This window comes from Halomonas sp. 72 (assembly GCF_052379785.1).
Taxonomy (GTDB): Bacteria; Pseudomonadota; Gammaproteobacteria; order Pseudomonadales; family Halomonadaceae; genus Vreelandella; species Vreelandella citrativorans.
In genome coordinates, this window is the sequence record NZ_JBQSYY010000024.1 from 1 (window position 1) to 22,911 (window position 22,911).

Sequence of the window (22,911 nt, forward strand, 5' to 3'; positions counted from 1 at the left end):
GGTATGCGTAGCCTGCATAGAGCGTTGCTTGCGAGCCAACTTTTCGTACAAAGCCTAAGCTTCAACCCTCGCGCTTTGCGCCGCTCGGCAAGCTGGGCGGCGGAAAACAGCAGCAGCTTGTCTTTATCTCTTGGGGTTAATTCCATAGGGCGCCTCCATCAGAATCGATTAAGTTAACCAAATACGTGGAATATGGGCCTCGCGCTCAATCCAGCGCGGGCGCAGCAATTGCCAGGCCTGTTCGCACAGCGCCCAGGCTTCATTTCGTGAGTCACCCAGATAGCGCAGCAATAAAACGTCCTGGCGCACCGTTACCGCCCAGCGTGGGTTATCCGGCAGGGCATTACGCAGCTCCTCAATCGCCGCTGGCGCATCACTCATTCCCACCGCCCAAAGCGTGGCCTGCACCGTAGCGCCGCCCTGCCCCCAGCGCCCCATAAAGCGCGGGTGTAACGGGTCTAACGGCTGGCGTTCTAGCCACAGCGGCTTGCCATCCAGCGTCAAACGAAAATACTGCTCAATGCGTCCTGATAAGTATGGCAACTCGCTCGCCGGGCGGCCCAAGGCCATGACTTCCCAGCCTAAACAGCGAGCACTGCCGTGAAGATCAATATGGGTACGCTGTTCGCCTTTAGAGCCATCAAAGGCAATGGTTTCCTGAGGTAGCCACTCAAGCGTTGCGCCATCGGCGACCTCAAGTTCAGTGCGCTGGCTCCAGGCCACGCCTTGGCTATCGGCCTTATAAAGCTTATTCGCCGCCGGGGTGGTCAACAGGGCATGTGCGCCCTGCTCGACGTGAGCCTTGATGGTGAGCGCGTCGCCGCTGACCAATCCGCCGGGTGGGTGCAGTACGTAGATATGGCACGCCTCCTGGCTGCCTTCAGGATAAAACGGCCGCTGGACCCGAAGTGGCCCTTGGTGGCGTGCCTGGATTAACCGCGTGGCGCCATCGCGCTTGGCAAAACGCAGCGCCAGTGAGGCCGCCCAGTGGCGTTCCTGGTCAAAGCGGTGGCCGGAGCCCGCAAGCGGTGGGGCGAGTTCGCGCAAGGTCATGGAAGACAGTCGCATCCTTTTGAATAGGTCATAGCCTTTCAAATGCAAGGAATGCGCCAAAATGGGGAAAAGTGGACTTTTACTATCGCTGCAAAGTTTTAGCCGTCATAACCCATCAGCACTAACGGCTTTTTGCACCAAAAAAGATCATTAAAAGGGTCGGCCGCACCAAAAATAACAAGTAGTTAACCGCCCCTTGTGTGGCAAAAGACCACACGCCCAACACTTCTTATTTGGGAACTTTCCGATACTATTGGGCCATCCTCCGTCAACAGCTTGTCTGTTGCCCACCAAGGTAGATGGCTTCGTGCAGTTACAATGCTCAGCAAACAAGCTCTGGTATCGCATTGCGCTTTGTATGGCGTTTGTGGCGATGCAGCTGCTGTTAGTTGGGCCGCTGATTTCACAGTATCAGTCCGATGGGCAACATCACGCGCATCACGAAGCTAGTCATCACTCTAGCCATCAAGGCGGCGGTCATCATCAACATACTGCCCCTCAAGCAAGCCACCATCATCATGCGGGCCATGCTGAAGAAGTAGAACCGATATTCAACTGGTTCCACCAATGTGGTTACTGTGCCATCTGGCAACAGTTTCCAACGGCGCATACCTCTCTCCCTCCGATCAGCTTGCAAGCGTTTATTACGCATGACCAGCTGCTGACGCAACCGACACAGGCTATAAAGTCCTGTGATAACTACCCCCACGCGCTAACGCGCGCCCCGCCCTTTTTTCGGATCGTATAACGCCACATCGTCAGCCTTTTTAGCCTGAAGTTTGCTTCTGGCTGGCGGCTGTCTACACCAAAAAAAGGGATCATCATGCCGCATCTAACTATTGGGCATGGCGTCGTTACGCCTGCCCGCTTAAAAAACCGTTTTCAACGACACGTACTGACATTAAGCGTCGCTGCCGCATCGAGCGTTGTTGCTCAAGGCGTATGGGCACAGGCGCCTGCCGCTCACCACGAGCATCATCATGCGTTAAACACGATGGTCGTGACCGCTGTACCGCTAAGCTCACCGCTCACGGTGGAAACCGACCCGCGTATACCGCGGCAACCGGCCCCTGCCAGCGACGGCGCCGACTACCTTCAGACCATCCCCGGGTTCTCTGCCATTCGTAACGGTGGCACCAACGGTGATCCGGTGTTCCGTGGCATGTTTGGCTCACGTCTTCGCGTGCTGACCAATGGCAGCCAAATGCTAGGCGCCTGCCCGGCAAGAATGGATGCGCCTACGTCTTATATCTCACCTGAAAATTACGACAGCCTCACCGTCACCAAAGGGCCGCAGTCCGTTCTGTGGGGCCCCGGCGCTTCAGCGGCAACGGTGCGCTTTGACCGCGGCCCGGAGGAGTTCGATGAAGCCGGTGTGCGAGTGGATGGCAGCGTCATGCTGGGTACCTATGGGCGCTTTGATCGCCGCATTGATGCCGCTTTAGGCAATAAAGACGGCTACCTGCGCATTACCGGCAATCAATCCGAAGCTAATGACTATCAGGATGGCGATGGCAACGCCGTGCCCTCGTTATGGGATAAGTGGAACGGTGACATAGCGCTTGGATGGACACCCGACAACGATACCTGGCTTGAAGTCACCGCAGGCCGAGGAAACGGCGAAGCGCGCTATGCCGGGCGAGGTATGGATGGCAGCAAATTTCTGCGCGAAACCGTGGGCATCCGTTTTCAGCGCGAGAATTTAGGTGAACACTGGAAACGTCTGGAAATGCAGGCCAACTATGCCTATGCCGACCATATTATGGATAACTTCACGCTGCGCTCACCGGGCAGCATGGACATGGGTGGTGGCATGGACATGGGCAGCGGCATGGACATGGGTGGTGGCATGGACATGGGCGGCGGCATGGACATGGGCAGCGGCATGGATATGGATGGCGGTATGGACATGAGTGACGGCATGGCCATGCGGCTAGACCGTCGCACCCGCAGCGCGCGCGTCGCATCAACGTGGGAGTGGGAAAACACCACGTGGACGGCCGGTGTCGATGTCGAGCATCAGGTACATCGCAATCTGGATGGCGAACACTGGCAGCCCGACTACGAGCAGACCCAGTTTGGCGCCTTCAGCGAAGTCACCCGTTTTATCGATGAACGTGACCGTCTTATTGGCGGCGCCCGCGTAGACCGCTACCGCGTCAGTGACGAAAGCCTGGACACAGCTACCACAGGCCTCACCCGCCGCGACACTCTGCCCAGCGCTTTTATCCGCTATGAGCAGGATTTAGCCTCAGCACCGGTCACCTGGTATGCCGGGGTCGGGCATGTGGAGCGCTTTCCCGATTACTGGGAATTGAGCTCTAGTCAGGCAGGCCCGGCCGGTAGTTTGAATGCCTTTGACGGTGTTCAACCCGAAAAAACCACCCAGTTGGATATAGGCGCGCAGTATAACGACCAGCGCTTAAGCGCATGGGTGTCCGGGTATGCAGGATACGTTAACGATTTCATCTTGTTTGATTACAACACCGCGGGCATGGGCGGTACTCAGATCGATAACATTGATGCTCAGATTGCGGGTGCCGAAGTGGGCGCTAGCTATCAACTAACCGACAACTGGGTAAGCAATGCCTCGCTGGCCTATGCCTGGGGGCGAAATGCCAACGACGATGAGGCATTACCACAGATCCCACCGCTGGAAGCCAAGGTCGGCCTGACCTATGCACACGATGACTACTCTGTGGGTGGCCTATGGCGTGGTGTTGCGGCACAAAACCGTATTGCGCTCGAAAAAGGCAATGTCGTCGGCCAGGATCTGGAATCGTCGTCAGGCTTCGGGGTGTTCTCGCTTAACGGTGCCTATCAAGCAAGCAACCACCTAACGCTAAGTGTGGGGGTGGATAACGTTTTCGATACCACCTACACCGAACACTTGAATCTGGCGGGTAATGCAGCCTTTGGCTATCCCGCTGATTTGGATCGCGGCATTAATGAGCCTGGCCGCATGGTGTGGGCACGGGCCGACTTCAGCTTCTGATTCATTCAGGTGCTCAGTAGAGCACCTGTTTACCCTTACCGCTTAAAACCACCAGGCTAGATGCCTGGTGGTCTGGAGAGACTTCATATCGACCACGTCACCCCCACAAGAAGGTAAACGCAAGACCTTCGACCTGTATCGCGCCGTTTGGCGCTGGCACTTTTACGCCGGCCTTTTGGTTCTGCCGTTCATGATCACCCTGGCAATTACTGGGGGCCTTTATCTTTTCAAGGACGAACTGGATGCACTCATACACGCTGATGTGAAGCGCGTAGCCGTTCAAGAGGCGACGCTCCCTCCCTCTACGCTGGTAAGCGCAGCCCTTACGGCTCACCCTGGCACTGCCGTAAAATTCACCGACCCCGCCACGCCGAAAAGCTCGGCGGAGATCACAGTGAATACTGCCTCGGGCGAGCGGTTAGCCGTTTACGTCAATCCGTATACTGCCAATGTGCTGGGGGCGCTGGATGACCGCGGCACGGTGATGTGGACCGTTCGCTATCTGCACAGTTTGAAATACTTTGGACCTACAGCGCGCAAACTGATTGAAATAGCCGGCGGCTGGGCAACCCTGCTAGTGCTCACCGGCATTTACCTCTGGTGGCCACGGCGTAAAGGCAAAGGCGGCGTGATTAGCGTGCGCGGCAAGCCAAAAAGCCGCGTGTTCTGGCGTGATCTGCATGCCGTGCTGGGTATTTTTGTCGGTGGGTTTATCGTCTTTCTGGCGATCACCGGAATGCCTTGGTCGGGCGTGTGGGGCGCGCAGGTTAATCAGTGGGCTAACGGTAACAATTTCGGCTACCCCTCTGGTGTGCGCGTTGAAGTGCCCATGTCGGAAGCGCGTTTAAACGCGCAAAGCCCGACAAACTGGTCACTCGAACAGGCACAAATTCCAGAATCCACACAGGGACCAGGCCAGGCAACGAGCATTGGCCTTGACGGCGCTGTCGCCATCTTCGATGAGCTGGGATTGCATCATGGCTATGCGGTCAGCCTGCCCACCACAGAGACCGGCGTGTACACCGGATCAGTCTATCCTAATGACCTTAGCCAACAGCGCGTGGTGCATCTTGATCAGTACAGCGGCGAGCGCTTGATCGACATGAGCTACTCCGATTACGGGCCCCTGGGTCGCTGGTTGGAATTTGGTATCAACGTGCATATGGGCCAGCAGTTTGGTCTGGCCAACCAACTGCTCTTTTTGACCGTGTGCGTGGCGATTATCCTGCTGGCGGTATCGGCCGCAGTAATGTGGTGGAAGCGCCGCCCCTCACGCGCAATGGGCGTACCGCCACTACCGGCAGACAAACGCGTTTTCCGGGGTCTGATTGCCATTCTGGCGATAGGCGGATTGATTTTCCCGCTGGTAGGCGCGTCGTTGATCGTCATGCTGCTGCTTGATTGGCTGATTGTGCGCCCGCTCCAGGAGCGGAGGCTGGTTAACCAGCCAAGGTAACACCTCAGTTTCTATCACTCCCTCTTTCTGGCCCCCTTGGGGCCAGAAGCTCAGGTTTATCTAAATCTCAATTTACGCCTCTCGCTCTATCTTTCCCGCTACTCACACGCGCCACAGAATAGCCACTATCGGTATGCCTTCAAGTATCGAACGATGCCAGCGCAAGACCCGTTGATGCCTTGGCCAACTAAAGCGATACATTAATAGCGCATTTGCGCTTATTGCCTCATAAACTCATGCCTATTTCAGTCTACCTCAGCACGTTTATCCGCTTGACATTAAATTATTTGCGCCACAAACTTAGCCGAGGCTATACTTGTTTCCACAGCGCAAAATGATTACACGGAGTAACACTGCTTCGTCTACTATCTACCTCATGTCGAGTCTGGAGCTTAATAATGGCAACAAAACATGCTGTGATTCTATTGGGAATGCTGCCTTTCAGTACCTTGGCAGCGGCTGATGAAACGCCCCTCAACGTGGTGGCAACCATTGGCATGATTGCCGATGTGGCACAGGAGGTAGGCGGCGAATGCGTTAGCGTCCAGGCCATGATGGGCCCCGGGATCGACCCGCATCTTTTCCAGGCCAGCGCCAGCGATGTTTCGCTGTTGCGCGGCGCCGAACAGATTCTTTACTCGGGCTACGCCCTGGAAGGCCAGCTGGGTTCGGTGCTGGAAAATTTCTCTTCGCGCACCCCGACGCTTGCTGTCGCGCCCTCTTCGATCGACCCTTCATCGCTGATTACCGCGCAGGATATCTACGGCATCGATCCGCACCTGTGGATGGATGTTTCGCTTTGGGCGCAAACGCTGCCGACGCTAAGCGATACCTTTATTGAAGCGCGCCCCGACTGCGCGGATACTATTGAGGCCAACACCGAACGATACCAGACCGAACTGTTGGCGCTCCACAAGTGGGTCAAGGAGAGTATCGCGACCATTCCCGAGAGTCAGCGCGTGCTGGTGACCGCCCACGATGCGTTTAGCTACTATGGGCGCGCCTACGATATCGACGTTGAAGGTATTCAAGGCATCAGCACCGAAACCGAAACCGGCATTGCCGATATCCGCAACATGGCGACGAGTGTGGTAGAGCGCGACGTACCGGCGGTGTTCGTTGAAAGCACCATCAATCCGCGCACCGTCCAGGCGGTGATCGACGCGGCCAAGCAGCGTGGCCATGACGTTGTGGTTGGCGGCGAGCTTTATTCCGACGCCATGGGCGATGACGGTACCGTCGACGGCACCTATATGGGTATGATCTACCGTAATACCCAGCATATCGTTAACGCACTCGGCGGCACACTTTCCCCACTGCCCGATGAGCTCAACGACTGGGCAAGCGAGTGGCAGCTCGACCAACAGGGATAAAAGGGCATACTCTCGATGGTAACATCTGCAAGTGCCGAGCCCGCTCTCAGCATCAACAATTTGACCGTGAGCTATCACAACCAGCCCGTGCTTTGGGATATCAATCTCGATATCCCGGCGGGCGTGATGGCGGGAATTGTCGGCCCCAACGGCGCAGGCAAAAGCACGCTGATCAAAAGCCTTTTAGGGCTGGTGCCATCGCTTTCCGGCGAGGTGCTGGTGCACGGCAAGCCTTATGCCGCCCAGCGCAAGCGAGTGGGCTACGTGCCCCAGCGCTCGAGCGTGGATTGGGACTTTCCCACCACCGCGCTCGATGTGGTGACCATGGGCCTTTACGGGCGCCTTGGCTGGTTCAAGCGCCCCGGGCGCCGAGAACGTAAAGAGGCGATGGACGCGCTCGACATGGTCAGCATGAGCGAGCTTGCCCACCGCCAGATCAGCCAGCTTTCCGGCGGCCAGCAACAACGCGTGTTTCTGGCCCGCGCACTGGTGCAACAGGCCGACGTTTACTTTCTGGACGAACCCATGGCCGGGGTCGATGCCACCACCGAACGGGCGATCATCGATATACTGCGCCGCCTGCGTGATGCGGGAAAGACGCTTATCGTCGTCCACCACGATCTGCAAACTGTCGGTACCTACTTCGACTGGCTATTGCTACTGAACGTGCGCGTGATTGCCAGTGGCGACGCCAAAGACGTTTTCAAGATCGACAACCTCCGCCAGGCCTACGGCGGCCAGATCGCGCTGCTGGGTGACCACGAGTCATTAACGTTTCCCGCCTCAAAAGTGACCTGACCCATGCAGTGGCTCGAACTTCTATCGGATTATACCTTTCAAAACGTGGTGATCGGCGCCTCGCTTCTGGGCCTGATCAGCGGCCCCTTGGGCTGCTTTGCGGTGCTGCGCCGTCAAAGCCTGCTGGGCGACGCCATCTCCCACGCGGCTCTTCCGGGAATATGCCTGAGCTTCATCATTACCGGCAGCCGCGATATTGGCGGCATCATGATCGGCTCGCTTGCTACCGGCTCTCTTGCCGCGCTGATCATGCTGCTGCTCACCCGCAAAAGCCGCCTGAAAACCGATGCGGGGCTAGGCGTTTGCCTGAGCCTCTTCTTTGCCGTTGGTATCGTGCTGCTCACCTACATTCAAGGCACCAGCAACGCCGCCCAGGGCGGGCTTGAGGCCTTTTTATTCGGCCAGGCCGCCGCCACGCTGCGCTCGGATCTGTGGGTGATGGGTGGCGTGACGCTGGTAACGCTTTCGCTGCTCGCCGCCTTCTGGAAGCAGGCCAAGCTGGTCACGTTCGACGCCGAGTACGCCCGAACGCTTGGCATGCCCGCCACGGCCATCGAGGCGACACTGACCGCCATGGTCGCACTGGCGGTGGTGGTCGGCTTGCAGATGGTCGGCGTCATTTTGATGGCGGCGATGATCGTTGCCCCGGCGGCGGCCGCGCGCCAGTGGAGCCGCCACCTGGGCACCATGCTTGCCATCGCGGCGGGCGTGGGTATCGTCAGCGGAGTCTCCGGCGCGACGATCAGCACGCTGTCGCGCGGGCTTGCTACCGGCCCGCTGATCGTACTAACCGCCACGGCCATCGTGCTGCTGTCGCTGGCGCTGGCGCCAGGGCGCGGGCTTTTATGGGGCATCATGAAACACTACCTCCAGAAAGCCGAGCTTCAAAAACGCCAGCTTCTCTACACGCTATATAAACACCCGGCCCGGCCTGCATCACGGCGTTTATCGCTGAGCGCACGGCTCACCCTTGCCCTGTTAAAACGCCAAGGCTACCTGACCCGCTCACAAGGTGAAGCGGACTGGGGGCTGACGACAACAGGGCAGGCAAAAGCGCGCCAGGTGGTCGCCACGTTCGAGGAGGTCGCGCCATGATCGCAGAGCTTCTCAACAGTACCGCGCTTCCCATCATTCTGGTCGGCGCCATGGTGGGTATCGCCTCATCAGCGGTGGGCACGTTTTTGGTGCTGCGCGGCAACAGCATGCTGTCGGATGCCATCAGCCATTCGATCGTGTTCGGCATCGTGATCGTCTGGATACTGACCAAGCAGCAGAGCGGGCCGGTGCAGCTCATCGGCGCCGCGCTGACCGGGCTTTTGACAGTATTTCTCACCGAGGCGCTGGCCAATACCAAGCGGGTGAAGCAGGACGCCGCCATCGGACTGGTGTTCCCAGCACTCTTCTCCATTGGCGTGTTACTACTCAATATCTACGCCCACGACGTGCATATCGACACCCACACCGTGCTGTTGGGTGAAATCGGGTTTGTCTGGCTGGATACCGTCGAGCTTTTCGGCCTGCCGATTCCCCAGGCGCTGGTCTCGATGAGCGTAATGACGCTGCTCAACTACGCGTTTATCGGGCTCTTCTATAAAGAGCTGAAGCTCGCCACCTTCGATCCCGCGCTGGCCAAAACCTTTGGCTTCATGCCGACGATCCTGTTCTATGTACTTTTGATGCTGACCAGCTCCACCGCCGTGGCGGCCTTCGACGCCGTGGGGGCGGTGCTGTTCATCGCCTTTGCCATTGTTCCCGCCTCCGCCGCCTATTTGCTGACTGACCGCCTGTGGATGATGTTCATTTTCGGCGCGCTGATCTCGATCGCCTCGAGCATTTCCGGCTATTTCCTCGCGGTGCATTTCAACGTCTCCATCGGTGGCATGATGGCGGTAATGACCGGCGTATTTCTGATACTGGCCTTTTTGGGCGGGCCGCGCTACGGGCTGATTACCCAAATGCTGAAGCGCCGCCGGGCGCGGCAGGCGCCGATGGAGCCGCCTTCATTGTTTTGAAAGGCTAAACGCCAGACCAGGGCGCCACTTGCAACGACGAAGACGCACGCTTTTATAAAGGCCCTATCCACGTGAGCGCTCGTTCAGTATTACTAGCGCACCAGTAATAAGCGCTCGCATACCTTCCTCTAATTCCGCCTCCATTTCGGCCTCCTCCAGGCCGCGGCTCGCCCCCTCGACAGGCTCTTTCCCCACTACCGAATAAATCGTATCGGCGACGGAAAAGCATTGAAAAGCTATAGTCGCCAGAAGCCAGCGAGCTTGCTCCTGGGAGATATCATAAACCTCAGCAATATGGTTTTGATGTGCACGAATTTTTTCAATCATGGGCTGAGTGGCAGCCAAGCGACGGATCACATAGGGCGTTAATCCTGGGTGAGCTTTGACAAACTCGCTTATCGATGCGGCAAAAGTGGATAGATACTCTTTCAATTCCCCGGGCGCATCATTGGAAGCTCGTGGAATATTCCAACGTTGAAATATTTCTTCGGCCACTAAGCATTTCAGCGCCTTTAAATTGGGCACATGCTTATAAAGCGCCATATGGCTGATGCCTAGCGCGCTGGCCACCCCGACAAAGGTGATGTTGGGTAGGCCGATTTCGATACCCGCATTCGCAATACGCTCAAGCGTGATGGTAGGCGGCCGCCCGCGTGCTTTAACTGGCTGTTGCGTGGTCATATTGCATCCTTAATCGCTGACGTTCCTTATCTAGCCACTCACTCACTTTAGGGTCAATTAGTTGATTGGCATGCAATTATATTAATTAGTTTATTGCCATGAAACTAATTATCTATTAGCCTATTTAAACGCGACTAATTCTCGTTACAAACTACTGCTATGAAGGTTCGATAATCCCCTATGGCCGAGTCATAACGCTTCATGAGCACGCACGATACATCGAGATCCCAAGGTAAGAGCCCCATCAGCCAAGTGTTGGCCCCTATACGCACACGGCTTTTTGCCGCGGCAATGCTGGCGGGCATCGGCACGATATTAACGATGGTGCCGCTTGCCGGTATGGCACATATCGCCAAGATTCTTGTGTCTGATCCAGGCGCCGCCTGGGAGTTATCAACCGCCAGCATGCGTGAAATCGGCTGGGTGGTAGCAGCCAGCATCGTGAGCCTCTTTGTCGGCATGGGGTGCATGTTTCTCGGCGAGCTGGTAGCGCACCTGGCGGATAACAAACTCACCTACCAGCTACGCTTGGCTGTTATGCGACGCTTGTCCCAAGCACCGCTTGGCTGGTTTACCAGCCGCGCATCCGGCGACGTAAAACAGGCGATGCAAGACGATATTGCGACGCTGCACAGCCTGACCGCGCACTTTTACACGGCGGTAGGACGCGCGTTTGGCGCCTTACTGATCTCGGTGGTCTACCTGATCATGCTGGATTGGAAAATCGCCGTTATTACGTTACTGCCTCTTCCCGGTTTCTTTCTTTTCCTGCGCCGACTCATGCAAGCCAGCAAAGCCAATATGGGTGAGTTTATTGCCCAGCTTGAGCGCATGAATAACGCCATTAATGAATTTGTCTGCGGCATTCCCGTCGTCAAGGCCTTCGGTACGACCGGACAAGCCTATCGTGGCTACCAAGCAGCAGTGGATAGCTTTGCCCATGCATTTGAGCAATTTACCCGCCCTCTGGTCGCTTCTATGGCACATGTTCATGCGATGGTGACAACGGTGACGATATTGGGACTGGCGCTCACGGTTGGCATATTTTGCGTCGCCAACGGCTGGTCAGAACCGGTCGATCTGTTGCCATTCATTCTAGTAGCCCCCGGTATCTGTGCTCCGTTACTGCTGCTGCATACCTTGCTGCACGACTTAGGCAGTGCCGTTGGCGCCGCCCAACGCGTCATGGCACTGCTTGAAACGCCGGTATTGCCATCAATCCCCTCCAGTGAGTGCCAGCTCCCCAACGATCATGAAGTTCGCTTTGAAAATGTCAGTTACGTCTATAACAATGCCCAAAACGGGCTATCGAACCTGCACTTTACTCTTGCACCTGGCAGCGTTACGGCGATTGTTGGCCCTTCGGGGGCAGGCAAATCCACCCTGGCACGCCTGATGCTGCGCTTTTTTGACCCCACCCATGGGCGCATTACGTTAGGCGGGGTGGATCTGCGCCATCTTGAGATGTCAACGCTCTACCAGCGGATTGGTTTTGTTCTGCAGGACGTGCGTCTGATCCATGCCAGCATTCGAGACAACATTGCGTTGGGCCGCCCTTCGGCCAGCCAACAGGAAATCGAGGATGCCGCTCGCGCGGCGAATATTCACGAACGTATCGCCGCACTCCCTAACGGCTATCGATCGATGGTTGGCGAGGATATTCAACTGTCAGGTGGCGAGCAACAGCGCGTCAGTATTGCCCGCGCCATGTTACTTGATCCGCCTCTATTGGTGCTGGACGAGCCGACAGCAGCGGTTGACGCCAGCAATGAGCTGGCCATCCAGCAGGCTCTGTCGCGTTTAACCCGGGGGCGGACGCTTGTGATTATTTCGCATCACCTAAAGTCGATCATCCACGCCGACCATATTCTGGTACTCGATGGCGGCACGGTTGCTGAGCAAGGCAATCACGACCAGCTACTGGCCAGCAATGACCTTTATGCTCGCCTTTGGGCACTGGAAGAGAAAACAAACTCACTGGAATCGAAGGTGGCAGCGTGCTGAAAATGCTCAATCAACTGCTTGGCGAAGACACCGCGCTCTTGCGTCGCTATCTCGGTCTGGTCACTGTCTATGGTGTGCTAAGCGGTCTGACCATCTTGGCCCTTATCCCTCTTCTCTATTACCTCCTGATTGGCCAACTCAGTGTGGCCACCACATGGCTAGTAGTGCTGCTTTTCGGCATCCTAATCTGTTGGGGAGTGCGATGGCACGTGGAGCAGGCAGGCGTCCGTGTCGGCGTCGCCATCTTGCAGTCGGGCCGCCATCGCCTTGGCGAACACGTGATCCATCTGCCGGTTGGCTGGTTTACCGCGACAAATACCGCGCGCCTTAGCCATGTAACCACGCAGGGTATGATGGCGGTGGCCCAGCTTCCTGCTCACGTCTTTACACCGGTGATCAGCGGGCTTGTCACGCCTATCGTTCTCCTTGCCGCGCTATTGGTGTTGCATGCACCGCTGGGCATTGCGGCGCTGGTCGCGCTGCCGCTACTTTTGGGGGTTTTATTACTCACCGCCAAGCTTGCCCAGCATGCCGACAGGGCCTTCCAGCAACACTTTTCTGATACCAGTCAGCGCATGGTCGAGTTCGCCAGTGCCCAGACAGTCTTACGCGCCTTTAGTGGGAACAACCACAGCACACGCTTCTTAGAACAGGCCATGGAACAACAGCACCGCTCGGGAACAAGGCTGGCTTGCCTATCGGCACTTTCGGCGCTGCTCAATGCCTGGGCAGTGCAGACAGTCTTTGCCGTGCTGCTGATCGTCACAACCCTGTGGATCAATACGCTTTTGGAAGGATCACTGACGGCAGCGAGCATTATAAGCGTCATCATTGCGCTGGTACTGGTAAGCCGGTTCGTCGAACCGCTGCTGGACATCGCTCAACACAGCGACATTTTGCGTAGTGCAAGGGGGCAACTCGAAGAGATCCAGGCGATTTTCGACGCTGCCCCCCTAACCGAGCCAACGGTCCCTCAGCCACCGCGCGATGCCTCCATCGAATTGAGAGCCGTCCGCTTTCGCTATGCGCCGCATGAGCCCGACGTGCTCAACGGGGTTAGCCTATCTATCACGCCCGGTAGCATGACCGCATTGATCGGTGAGTCAGGTTCAGGCAAGACCACTCTGGCGCGCCTGGTCGCGAGATTTTTCGATGCAGATCACGGTAGTGTGCTCGTCGGCGGCGTGGACGTCCGCGATATGTCTAGTACCCAGCTGGCGGATCACGTCAGCCAGATCTTCCAGGAGAGCTACCTGTTTGCCGGCAGCATTGCTGACAATATTCGCTTTGGCCATCCCGACGCCAGCGATGCCGACCTGATGGACGCCGTGCGTCTGGCCGGTGTCATCGAGATCGTCGAACGCCTGCCCCAAGGATTGGACACACCAGTGGGCGAGGGAGGCGCCCGCCTTTCCGGCGGCGAACGGCAGCGTATCGCCATCGCCCGAGCACTCATTAAGAATGCGCCCATTCTGCTGGTGGATGAAGCGACTGCCGCACTGGATGCGGAAAATCAAGCCATCATTACCCAGGCGCTGGTGCGACTGAGAGGCCAACGTACGCTATTGGTGATCGCCCACCAACTCTCTACGGTGAGCATGGCTGATCAGATCATCGTGCTAGATGACGGACGCATCATTGAGCAAGGCGCGCCCGATGAACTGCTCGCTCAGCAGGGGCGATACGCCACGTTTCTTGACCAACGCCAAACCACCAAAGGGTGGCGCATCACCCCGGATAAAACGGGAGAAACCTCACAGTGATGCGCGTGTATCTGCCTCTCCTGTTTGTATTGCTGTGCGGGATGTCATTACTGACAGGCGCGCGGCAGATAAGCGGGTACCAACTTATCACCCTGTCAGATGATGCTTGGTTGACGTTGACGGCCAGCCGACTGCCGCGCCTGATCACGGTGTCCTTGACCGGAGTGGGCCTCGCGATTTGCGGTGTGATTTTGCAGCATATCGTGCGCAATAAGTTCGTGGAGCCCGCCACCTCGGGTGGGCTTGATGCCGCCAAACTGGGCATTCTCGTATCGCTGTCTCTAATGCCTACGGCTGGCGCTGGATCACGAATGCTTGCAGCCCTGCTCTTCTGCTTCGCTGCGAATGTTGTCTTTATCGCTATCGTTCGCCGCATCAAGTTCACCAACACGGTACTGGTTCCCGTCATCGGTTTGATGTACGGCGGCGTGCTAAGCGCCCTAGCCGAGTTCTACGCCTACCGCCATAACATCCTGCAAAGCATGCAGGGCTGGCTGCTGGGAGATTTTTCAAAGATCGTCCAGGGCCATTACGAAATCATCTACCTAATCCTGCCGGTCGTTGTGCTCGCCTACGTCTACGCTCATCGCTTCACGGTGCTGGGCATGGGCGAAGACATGGCGACGAGTTTAGGCGTGAACTATCTCGTCACCTCCGCCATTGGGCTGATGCTGGTGGCCATTACTGTCTCGGTCACGGTCATCGCGGTGGGCGCCATCCCCTTTGTCGGATTAGTGGTTCCCAATCTGGTAGCGCTCTACTACGGCGATAACCTGGCTCGCACCCTACCCGCCGTAGCACTGTCGGGGGCAACACTGCTGCTGGTCTGCGACATTGCGGGACGCCTGCTGATCTATCCCTTTGAAGTGCCCATCGGCTTAACGTCGGCTTGTGTCGGAGGCGTGCTGTTTCTGATCCTGATTGTCAGGAGGGCACAGTGATGACTATCAAAGCTCGCCACACCGTTTGGGCGGCCGTGATCGCTCTTGCGCTCGCTTTTGTCTTTGTACGCTCCGGTTTCGACTTCGAGTATGTGATACCGAAACGACTTGAGCGCTTGGCCACCATGGTGATCGGTGGCATTTGTGTCGCCTGGTCCGCCATTACGTTTCAGAGCCTTACCGGTAACCGGATATTAACGCCTGCCATCATGGGCTATGAGGCCGTCTATCTGCTGTTTCAGGCCCTGTTGATGCTGGTGCTGGGCACCCACAGTCTGATGGTGCTCGGCGAGCATGGCAACGCCGCACTCTCGGTCCTGCTGATGCTTGGCTACTCCTGGACGCTGCATCGATGGCTGTTTAGAGACGGCAGAGACAATGTCTATTTCCTGCTGCTGGTAGGACTGGTACTGACAATGGTCATTACCACTTTCACACAGTTCGTTCAGCTCAAAATGAGTCCAGGCGAGTTTTCCATTCTGATGGGTTACAGCCAAGCCGCTTTCGGTAACGCCAGCACCACACAACTGCTATACGCCACACTGATCGTGGCCGCGATTTGTCTGGTGGGACTGAAAAGCCTCCCAATGCTAGATGTGCTCTTGCTGGGCAGAGAGCAGGCCATGTCACTTGGCATCGATTATCGACGCTGCGTGCAACACCAGCTCTTTCTGATCGCCTCGCTGGTGGCTGTATCGACCAGCCTGCTTGGCCCCACGGCGTTCATGGGCATTTTCGTGGCCAATACGGCCTATGCGCTTGCAGGCACTTACCGTCATCGGGTCACGCTACCGGTGGGTTGTGCCCTCGCCATCGCCCTTTTCATCCTCGCCCAACTGCTGGTCGAACATCTCTTCAACTACACAACCACCGTCGGCATCCTCGTCAACCTCGTATGTGGGGCTTACTTCCTGTCGCTGATGGTGCGTACGCGAGGCGCAGCATGATCACGGTTCAAGACCTTCATAAAACCTACGGCGACCGTTCGGTGCTATCGGCGATCAATCTCTGCTTTCCATCAGGTCAGTTGACGTCCCTGGTGGGCCCCAACGGCGCGGGTAAGACGACGCTTCTGATGATGCTCGCGAGACTACTTAAGCCCTCTCGGGGGGATATTCGACTCGACGGCTCCCAGGTAACGCGCATTCCCATCAGCGAGTATGCCAGGCAGGTGGCCACGCTACGCCAGACGCCTGAGTTCAACCTACGCCTGACCGTCGAGGAGTTGGTCGCCTTTGGCCGCTTTCCCTATAGCCGTGGCACACTCACTCGGCACGACCATCGTGTGATTGACGACGCCCTGTCGTTTCTATCGCTGACGGCACTACGCGGTGCTTATCTGAACGAGCTCAGCGGCGGCCAACGCCAGATGGCGTTCCTGGCCATGACCATTGCACAGCAAACCGATTACCTGCTGCTCGACGAGCCACTGAATAACCTCGATATCAAACATGCCGTTCAGATCATGCAGGCTCTTCGCCGTCTCTGCGACGAGCATGGACGAACGGTCATCCTGGTCGTTCATGACATCAACTTTGCCGCCAACTACTCCGATTACATCGTCGCCATGAAGGATGGGGAAGTGCACTGCGATGGCAACGTCACCGACGTCATCACCGAACGGCGCTTGAGTGAGCTTTACGGACTGAAGTTCGACATCGCCCATAACGAACGCGGTTATCTATGTAATTACTTCAAGCCCTCAGGAAACCTGGAATGAAACGATCTCTAAACAACCGCTTGGCACGCCTTCTCCCACTCGCCTTGGTGGCGTTGCTACAAGGGTGCGATCAGCCCTCAGCCAACAATATGTCCGCACAGGAGGCCATAACACCGATCACGATTCACCACGCGCTGGGAAGCACCGTGATCGATCACCGTCCACACCGGGTAGCGGCATTAGACATGAATGAAGTCGATTTTCTGGATCAGTTGGACGTTCCGGTGGTGGGCATGCCAAAGGACTTTATTCCCCATTTTCTGGAGAAGTATCGAGACGACCCGACGATTGAAGATCTGGGCGCTATCGTACGCCCTAACCTTGAGCGAGTGCATCGCGCTAACCCTGACCTCATTCTTATGACGTCGTTACAGGCCAACGACTATAACGAGCTGACTCAGATCGCACCCACGCTGCACTTTGACGTGGATTACCGCAACAGTCAGACCAACCACATTGACGTTGTCATGGATCATCTCATGGATCTTGGGCAGATCTTTGGCAAACAGAAATTGGCCCGTCAGCGGGCAGCCGAGCTGGTTCATACCGTCGAGGAGGTCCGGCGTGTTACCCAAGGCCGCCCTGAGAAAGCCCTTATCCTGCTGCATAATAATGGGGCCTTCCACTCCTTTGGCGTGCAGTCACGCTACGGCTTCATCTTCACTGAATTCGGCGTTGCCCCCGCCGCTCCCGACATCGATACCGGCCTGCACGGCCAGCCGGTTTCTAGCGAATTCATCCAGCAGGCCGACCCCGACATCATCTATGTCGTGGATCGTACTGCCGTAATGGAGCACCGGCCCACCATGAGTACCGACAGCCTGGCCAACCCCCTATTACGCCAAACTAACGCCTGGCGAAATGACCGGGTGGTCTTTGTCGACCCCGAAGCCTGGTATGTCACCGCCGCCAGCGTCAGCGCTCTGGCGATCATCGCGGATGACATTATCGACGGCTACCGGCACTAGCAGACCATAGCACTAAAGCACTAAAGCACCTAAAAAAACGCTTTCATCGACTGCTTCAATGCGCCTTTTAACAGGCGCTCAATTGAAGCGGTGTAGTTCCTCTGTGTTTAAAAATGGAGATCGACATGCCCTTACATTGCCACCACCGTCCCCTACAGCCGACGAGAGCACTACATTGCGCCTCTTGCTCAAACCCTTTATCGCTCGTCAGGAGCGCATTTCTGCTCGCTCTGAGCGCGAGTGCTGTCATGCTGCTGTCTTCACAAGCTCTCGCACAGGCCCAGGAGACCGAGACCCGCAGTACTACTGCCCTAGCACCCATCACCGTACACGGAGAAGCGACATCCGTTAACGATACGTATGCCGGCGGCCAAGTCACCTACAGCAACCGGGCGGGCTTCCTGGGGAAAAGAGACTTCATGGAGACGCCTTTCAATGCCATCAGCTATACGGATCGCTTTATCCAGGATCAACGAGCTCAGAGTATTACCGATGTAATTGCAGCGACGGATCCGAGTGTCTTCAGCAACGGCGTCACCAGTGCCTGGAGCGAAACCTATTCGATCCGTGGTTTTGACGCCAGCACACGTGACGTCACGTTCGGTGGTCTGGCCGGGATGGCCCCCTACTACCGTACGTCTCCAGAAATGTTCGAGCGTATCGAGGTGCTCAAGGGGCCTTCGGCACTACTCAACGGGATGCCGCCAGGTGGCTCCGTTGGCGGTGCCATTAACCTGGTTCCCAAACGGGCTGGCGATGAACCGTTGACGCGTTTCACCACCACGTATATGTCCGACGCCCAGATTGGCGGGCACCTTGATGTCGGCCGACGCCTGGGTGACGACCAGCAGTTTGGCGTTCGCGTTAACGGCGTATACCGCGACGGCGAGGGGGCTGTGGATAACCAGACACCAAAGGTTCAAATGGGCTCTCTGGGGTTGGACTGGCGCGGTGATCACGCTCGACTATCAGCCGACTTGTACAGTGCGGACGACCATATTGATGGACCCGCTCGAGGTATCAACCTGGCCCCCGGCCTGGCAGTTCCGACGCCTCCCGCCCCCGATACACTGATCAACCCGGACTGGGCCTTTGCCGACACGCGCGACAAGGGGGCCATATTGCGTGGCGAATTCGACTTTACCGACGAGATCATGGGGTACGCGTCAATAGGTCAAAGCGAAACCAATTACACCTACAACGGTGCCATGTCAGCCCAGGTGCTTGATGATCAAGGCAACTATCGCACAAGCGTTGGTCAGCTTGCCTTCGATGTCGAAAAAACATCGGCGGAAGTCGGGGTTCGCGGTCACTTCCAGACCGGCGCTGTCAGTCACGACATCAGCGTCAATGCCACCCATTATGAGCACGAGCAGCACGATTACGGGCGCAGAAGCGTTCCCGATGCGGACTGGATCACCAACCTATACAATCCGCAATGGGGCCCCGCCGCTGATTTCATTACACCGCACATCATGCATACAGAGCTACGCTTGAACAGCTACGGTTTGGCAGACACGCTCTCGTTTGCCGATGATCGCATACAGCTGACGCTCGGCGCCCGACGCCAGGAAGTGGTGAGCGACACCTACAGCGTGATGACCGGCACACGTATCTCCCGCTATGATGAAAGCGCGGTCACACCCGCCGCAGCACTACTTTTCAAAGCGACCGACCAGGTATCGCTCTACGCCAACTATATCGAGGGGCTCAGCCAGGGGGCCACGGCACCTATGACTGCCGCCAACGCTGGTGAGGTGTTCGAGCCTTACAAGACCAAACAGAGCGAGGTTGGCGTGAAACTTGATCTGGGTGATTTTTCACACACGCTTAGCCTGTATGAAATAAAGCGGCCCAGCAGCTACACCGACCTGGCAACCAATATCTTCTCGGTTGGGGGCGAGCAGCGGAACCGAGGAGTGGAGTGGAGTTTCTTCGGCAGTCCTCTCAGCAACCTGCGCCTGATGGGGGGCATCGCTTATGTAAACCCAGAAATCACGCGCGCCGCGAGCGATGAAGAACAAGGCAATCAGGCAACCGGCGTACCAGACCTGCAAGCCAAGCTAGGCACTGAATGGGATCTATCCGTAGCACCAGGGCTGACACTGACCGCTAATGCCACCGCGATGTCAGAGCAGTACATTAATAGTGACAACTCCCTATCAGTACCCGGACACACTATTTATGACGTTGGAGCACGCTACGCCTCTAACCTTTCCGGCTATCCACTCACACTGCGTGCCACTGTTAACAATGTGACCGATAAAACGTACTGGGCAATGCCACAACTCTCAAGCCTCGCATTAGGCGCCCCCCGCACCTTTATGTTTTCGGCCTCACTGGACTTCTAGACGACTGTAACAAGCGGTGCTAATGCCATAACACCGAATATTTTTCACTACTAACTCCGTAAAACCTCCCCACCTACGCTCGCCGAGCGGGCGTAGGTGTGGATAACTTAAACCGTTAGGTGCTGCTTGATCAGCTCGTTGGAAAGCTCGCTGATATCACCTTTGGCCACCGGGCGGCCGCGGTCCATTATCACAAAGCGGTCGGCGTATTTGCGCGCAAAGGGCAGCTTCTGCTCGACCAGCAGCACCGTTAGGGCGTCTTCGGCAATCAGCTGGCGAATCACCTGGCCAATTTGCGCGACGATATTGGGCTGAATGCCCTCCCCCGGCTCATCCAGAATCAAGAGTTTGGGCTCGATTACCAGCGCTCGGCCAATGGCAAGCTGCTGCTGTTGCCCGCCGGATAAGTCACCGCCGCGGCGGTGCTTCATCTCCTTGAGCACTGGAAACAGTTCATAGATACGCTCGGGGATTTTTTTCAGCTTGTCACTGCGTGCAGCAAGGCCGGTACGCAGATTCTCTTCTACGGTGAGTAGCGGGAAAATCTGCCGCCCTTGCGGTACAAAGCCAATGCCCAGCCGTGAACGTGCTTCCACGGCTTTTTGGGTTAACTCAACCGCTTCGCTGCTCGACTGGTAGCGCAACTGGCCACTTTTTACCGCCACTTCACCCATGATGGCTTTCATCAGCGTGGTTTTACCCACTCCGTTGCGGCCCATCACGCAGGTGCACTGGCCAGCGGGTACGTCCAGGTCCAGATCCCAAAGTGTATGGCTTTCCCCATAAAACTGGTTGAGCTTTTCAATTGCCAGCATCAGGCAGCCTCCTCATCGTCAGCACCCAGGTACACTTCGACTACGTTGGGGTCGCTTGAGACCTGATCCATGCTGCCTTCGGCCAACACACTGCCTTGGTGAAGCACGGTCACTTTGCGGGCAATTGAGCGCACAAAGCCCATATCGTGTTCCACGACGACCACCGACTGCTTACCCGCCAAACCGGTCAGCAGTTCGGCTGTACGCTCCATTTCCTGCTCGGTCATACCGGCGACCGGCTCATCCACCAGCAGTAACCGTGGGCGCTGCATTAACAGCATGCCGATTTCCAACCACTGTTTCTGACCATGAGAGAGAATGCCCGCAGGCTGAAAGCGCAACTGAGTCAAACCAATGGTCTCCAGCACTTCGTCGATGCGGTCTTTGATCTCACCGGTCATACGCGCAGTCAGGGTGGGAAAGATCCGTTTGTCGGCGGCCATGGCCAGCTCCAGGTTTTCGAACACGCTCAGTACTTCAAACACCGTGGGCTTTTGAAACTTGCGCCCGATCCCGAGGCTGGCAATTTCCGGCTCGTTCATATTGAGCAGGTTATGACGGCTGCCAAACCATACGCTGCCCTCAGTGGGCCGCGTCTTGCCGGTGATAATATCCATCATGGTGGTCTTTCCCGCCCCGTTGGGGCCAATAATGCAACGCAGCTCGCCGTCGTCGATGGTCAAATTCAGCTTGTTGATCGCTTTAAAGCCATCAAAGCTCACCGTGACGTCTTCCATATACAGAATCGGGCCGTGGCGTACGTCCACCGGGGAGGCGGCTGGCGCTATAAAGTCAAATACCCGGTCGCGGGTTTTGAATGACTGCAGCAAGCTCATGCAATAGCCTCCTTGGTGCCTGCGTTATCGGATTCAACAGCGCGACGGCGCTTGCGCAACAGCCCCGCCACGCCCTTGGGCAGCAGTACCGTGACGAGTACAAACATTGCGCCCAAAGCAAACAGCCACGCATCAGGCATGACACCGGTGAAAATAGTTTTGGCATAGTTGACTAGAATTGCGCCGATCACCGCGCCGTACAGCGTGGCCCGACCACCCAGCGCCACCCATAGCACGATCTCAATCGAGAACAGCGGCGAGAATTCGCTAGGGTTGATGATGCCCACCTGAGGTACGTAAAGCGCGCCTGCCAGGCCCGCGAGCATCGCGGACACCACAAACACGAAGAGTTGAAAGCGCTCTACCCGGTAGCCGATAAAGCGCGTGCGCGCCTCGGCGTCGCGAGTGGCCACGCACACACGCCCCAGCTTGCTGGTCACGATCGCCCGACAGAGGATATAACCCAGCGCCAGCGCCACGCCGGTGGCCAGAAAAAGTCCCAGACGAGTATCGTTGCTGCGCAGGTTGAAGCCCAAAAGTTCGCGGAAGTCGGTCAGCCCGTTATTGCCGCCAAAGCCCATCTCATTGCGGAAAAATGCCAGCATCAGCGCAAAGGTCAACGCCTGGGTAATGATCGAGAGATAAACCCCCGTCACCCGCGAGCGAAACGCCAAAAAGCCGAACACCAGCGCCAGCATACCCGGCGCCAGCAGCACCATGGCAAAGGCGAACCAAGCCATATCAAAGCCCTGCCAGTACCAGGGCAGACTTTCCCAGTTTAGGAACACCATGAAGTCCGGCAGCACCGGGTGGCCGTAAGTGCCCCGGTCACCAATCTGGCGCATCAGGTACATGCCCATGGCGTAACCGCCAATCGCAAAAAACGCCCCGTGGCCCAGGCTAAGAATGCCGAGATATCCCCACACCAGATCAACCGCCACGGCCAGCAGCGCGTAGCTTAGGTACTTGCCAAACAGGTTCACCGTGTAGGCGTTCACATGCAGCGGGCTGCCTTGAGGCAGTGCCACGTGGAGTACCGTCACGACCAGCAGCGCGGTGAACAGTACTCCTAAAAAGACCTGTGTGGCACGCTCACCAAACGGGCGGGTTAGCCAAAACTGGCTTGAAGGTAGTTGTGACATCAT

General features: G+C 57.0%; 20 protein-coding genes. 13 read left to right on the forward strand and 7 right to left on the reverse strand.

The window, feature by feature from the left end; translation table 11 throughout:
- The 3 genes from ACT3T6_RS16095 to ACT3T6_RS16105 form a co-directional block, all read right to left on the reverse strand.
- A partial coding sequence (locus ACT3T6_RS16095; RefSeq protein ID WP_444625961.1) for an urease subunit gamma occupies positions 1-146 on the reverse strand: 146 nt, incomplete at its 3' end.
- A gap of 22 nt (positions 147-168) precedes the next feature.
- Positions 169-1,053: an urease accessory protein UreD gene (locus tag ACT3T6_RS16100; protein ID WP_087110721.1), complete on the reverse strand. Its 885-nt coding sequence runs from the start codon at positions 1,051-1,053 to the stop codon at positions 169-171.
- A 403-nt stretch (positions 1,054-1,456) separates the two neighbouring features.
- Entirely contained in the window at positions 1,457-1,663 is a 207-nt protein-coding gene (locus ACT3T6_RS16105) for a hypothetical protein (protein ID WP_225733841.1), read from the reverse strand.
- A 213-nt stretch (positions 1,664-1,876) separates the two neighbouring features.
- On the opposite strand from ACT3T6_RS16105, the gene ACT3T6_RS16110 reads away from it, so the two are divergent.
- From ACT3T6_RS16110 to ACT3T6_RS16135, 6 genes are all read left to right on the forward strand, one after another.
- On the forward strand, positions 1,877-4,048 hold the full coding sequence (locus tag ACT3T6_RS16110) for a TonB-dependent receptor domain-containing protein (RefSeq protein WP_087110717.1): 2,172 nt from the start codon (positions 1,877-1,879) through the stop codon (positions 4,046-4,048).
- 67 nt (positions 4,049-4,115) lie between these two features.
- A complete protein-coding gene (locus ACT3T6_RS16115; RefSeq protein ID WP_287078315.1) occupies positions 4,116-5,504 on the forward strand; it encodes a PepSY-associated TM helix domain-containing protein in 1,389 nt (462 codons plus the stop codon).
- A gap of 398 nt (positions 5,505-5,902) precedes the next feature.
- Positions 5,903-6,877 (forward strand): metal ABC transporter solute-binding protein, Zn/Mn family, encoded by a 975-nt coding sequence (locus tag ACT3T6_RS16120; protein WP_087110713.1) that lies wholly within the window; start codon positions 5,903-5,905, stop codon positions 6,875-6,877.
- 15 nt (positions 6,878-6,892) lie between these two features.
- Complete coding sequence (locus ACT3T6_RS16125) at positions 6,893-7,675, forward strand: metal ABC transporter ATP-binding protein (protein ID WP_087110711.1); 783 nt, start codon at positions 6,893-6,895, stop codon at positions 7,673-7,675.
- Positions 7,676-7,678: 3 nt separating this feature from the next.
- A complete protein-coding gene (locus ACT3T6_RS16130; protein ID WP_087110709.1) occupies positions 7,679-8,770 on the forward strand; it encodes a metal ABC transporter permease in 1,092 nt (363 codons plus the stop codon).
- A complete protein-coding gene (locus ACT3T6_RS16135) occupies positions 8,767-9,687 on the forward strand; it encodes a metal ABC transporter permease (RefSeq protein ID WP_087110707.1) in 921 nt (306 codons plus the stop codon). The genes ACT3T6_RS16130 and ACT3T6_RS16135 overlap by 4 nt, the downstream gene beginning before the upstream one ends.
- Positions 9,688-9,750: 63 nt before the next feature.
- Here the strand turns inward: ACT3T6_RS16135 and ACT3T6_RS16140 are convergent, their stop codons facing one another.
- Complete coding sequence (locus ACT3T6_RS16140; protein ID WP_087110705.1) at positions 9,751-10,368, reverse strand: TetR/AcrR family transcriptional regulator; 618 nt, start codon at positions 10,366-10,368, stop codon at positions 9,751-9,753.
- Between the two features lie 252 nt (positions 10,369-10,620).
- On the opposite strand from ACT3T6_RS16140, the gene ACT3T6_RS16145 reads away from it, so the two are divergent.
- The 7 genes from ACT3T6_RS16145 (at position 10,621) to ACT3T6_RS16175 (ending at position 20,115) form a co-directional block, all read left to right on the forward strand.
- Entirely contained in the window at positions 10,621-12,372 is a 1,752-nt protein-coding gene (locus ACT3T6_RS16145; protein WP_287076712.1) for an ABC transporter ATP-binding protein, read from the forward strand.
- A 2-nt stretch (positions 12,373-12,374) separates the two neighbouring features.
- Positions 12,375-14,135: an ABC transporter ATP-binding protein gene (locus ACT3T6_RS16150; RefSeq protein ID WP_225733845.1), complete on the forward strand. Its 1,761-nt coding sequence runs from the start codon at positions 12,375-12,377 to the stop codon at positions 14,133-14,135.
- A complete protein-coding gene (locus ACT3T6_RS16155; RefSeq protein ID WP_087110699.1) occupies positions 14,135-15,076 on the forward strand; it encodes an ABC transporter permease in 942 nt (313 codons plus the stop codon). Before ACT3T6_RS16150 ends, ACT3T6_RS16155 begins: the two co-directional genes overlap by 1 nt.
- Positions 15,076-16,023 (forward strand): iron chelate uptake ABC transporter family permease subunit, encoded by a 948-nt coding sequence (locus tag ACT3T6_RS16160; protein ID WP_087110697.1) that lies wholly within the window; start codon positions 15,076-15,078, stop codon positions 16,021-16,023. The genes ACT3T6_RS16155 and ACT3T6_RS16160 overlap by 1 nt, the downstream gene beginning before the upstream one ends.
- A complete protein-coding gene (locus ACT3T6_RS16165) occupies positions 16,020-16,796 on the forward strand; it encodes an iron ABC transporter ATP-binding protein (protein ID WP_087110694.1) in 777 nt (258 codons plus the stop codon). The genes ACT3T6_RS16160 and ACT3T6_RS16165 overlap by 4 nt, the downstream gene beginning before the upstream one ends.
- Entirely contained in the window at positions 16,793-17,764 is a 972-nt protein-coding gene (locus tag ACT3T6_RS16170) for a siderophore ABC transporter substrate-binding protein (protein ID WP_172116955.1), read from the forward strand. The genes ACT3T6_RS16165 and ACT3T6_RS16170 overlap by 4 nt, the downstream gene beginning before the upstream one ends.
- A gap of 248 nt (positions 17,765-18,012) precedes the next feature.
- Positions 18,013-20,115, forward strand: coding sequence for a TonB-dependent receptor (locus tag ACT3T6_RS16175; protein ID WP_287076716.1), 2,103 nt, complete (start codon positions 18,013-18,015; stop codon positions 20,113-20,115).
- Positions 20,116-20,222: 107 nt separating this feature from the next.
- Here ACT3T6_RS16175 and urtE read toward each other — a convergent pair whose 3' ends face one another.
- Genes urtE through urtC form a run of 3 tightly spaced genes read right to left on the reverse strand, consistent with a single transcriptional unit; the run spans position 20,223 to position 22,911 of the window.
- A complete protein-coding gene (urtE, locus tag ACT3T6_RS16180; protein ID WP_087110689.1) occupies positions 20,223-20,930 on the reverse strand; it encodes an urea ABC transporter ATP-binding subunit UrtE in 708 nt (235 codons plus the stop codon).
- On the reverse strand, positions 20,930-21,766 hold the full coding sequence (gene urtD, locus ACT3T6_RS16185; RefSeq protein WP_087110687.1) for an urea ABC transporter ATP-binding protein UrtD: 837 nt from the start codon (positions 21,764-21,766) through the stop codon (positions 20,930-20,932). The genes urtE and urtD overlap by 1 nt, the downstream gene beginning before the upstream one ends.
- Positions 21,763-22,911, reverse strand: coding sequence for an urea ABC transporter permease subunit UrtC (gene urtC / locus ACT3T6_RS16190; protein ID WP_087110685.1), 1,149 nt, complete (start codon positions 22,909-22,911; stop codon positions 21,763-21,765). The genes urtD and urtC overlap by 4 nt, the downstream gene beginning before the upstream one ends.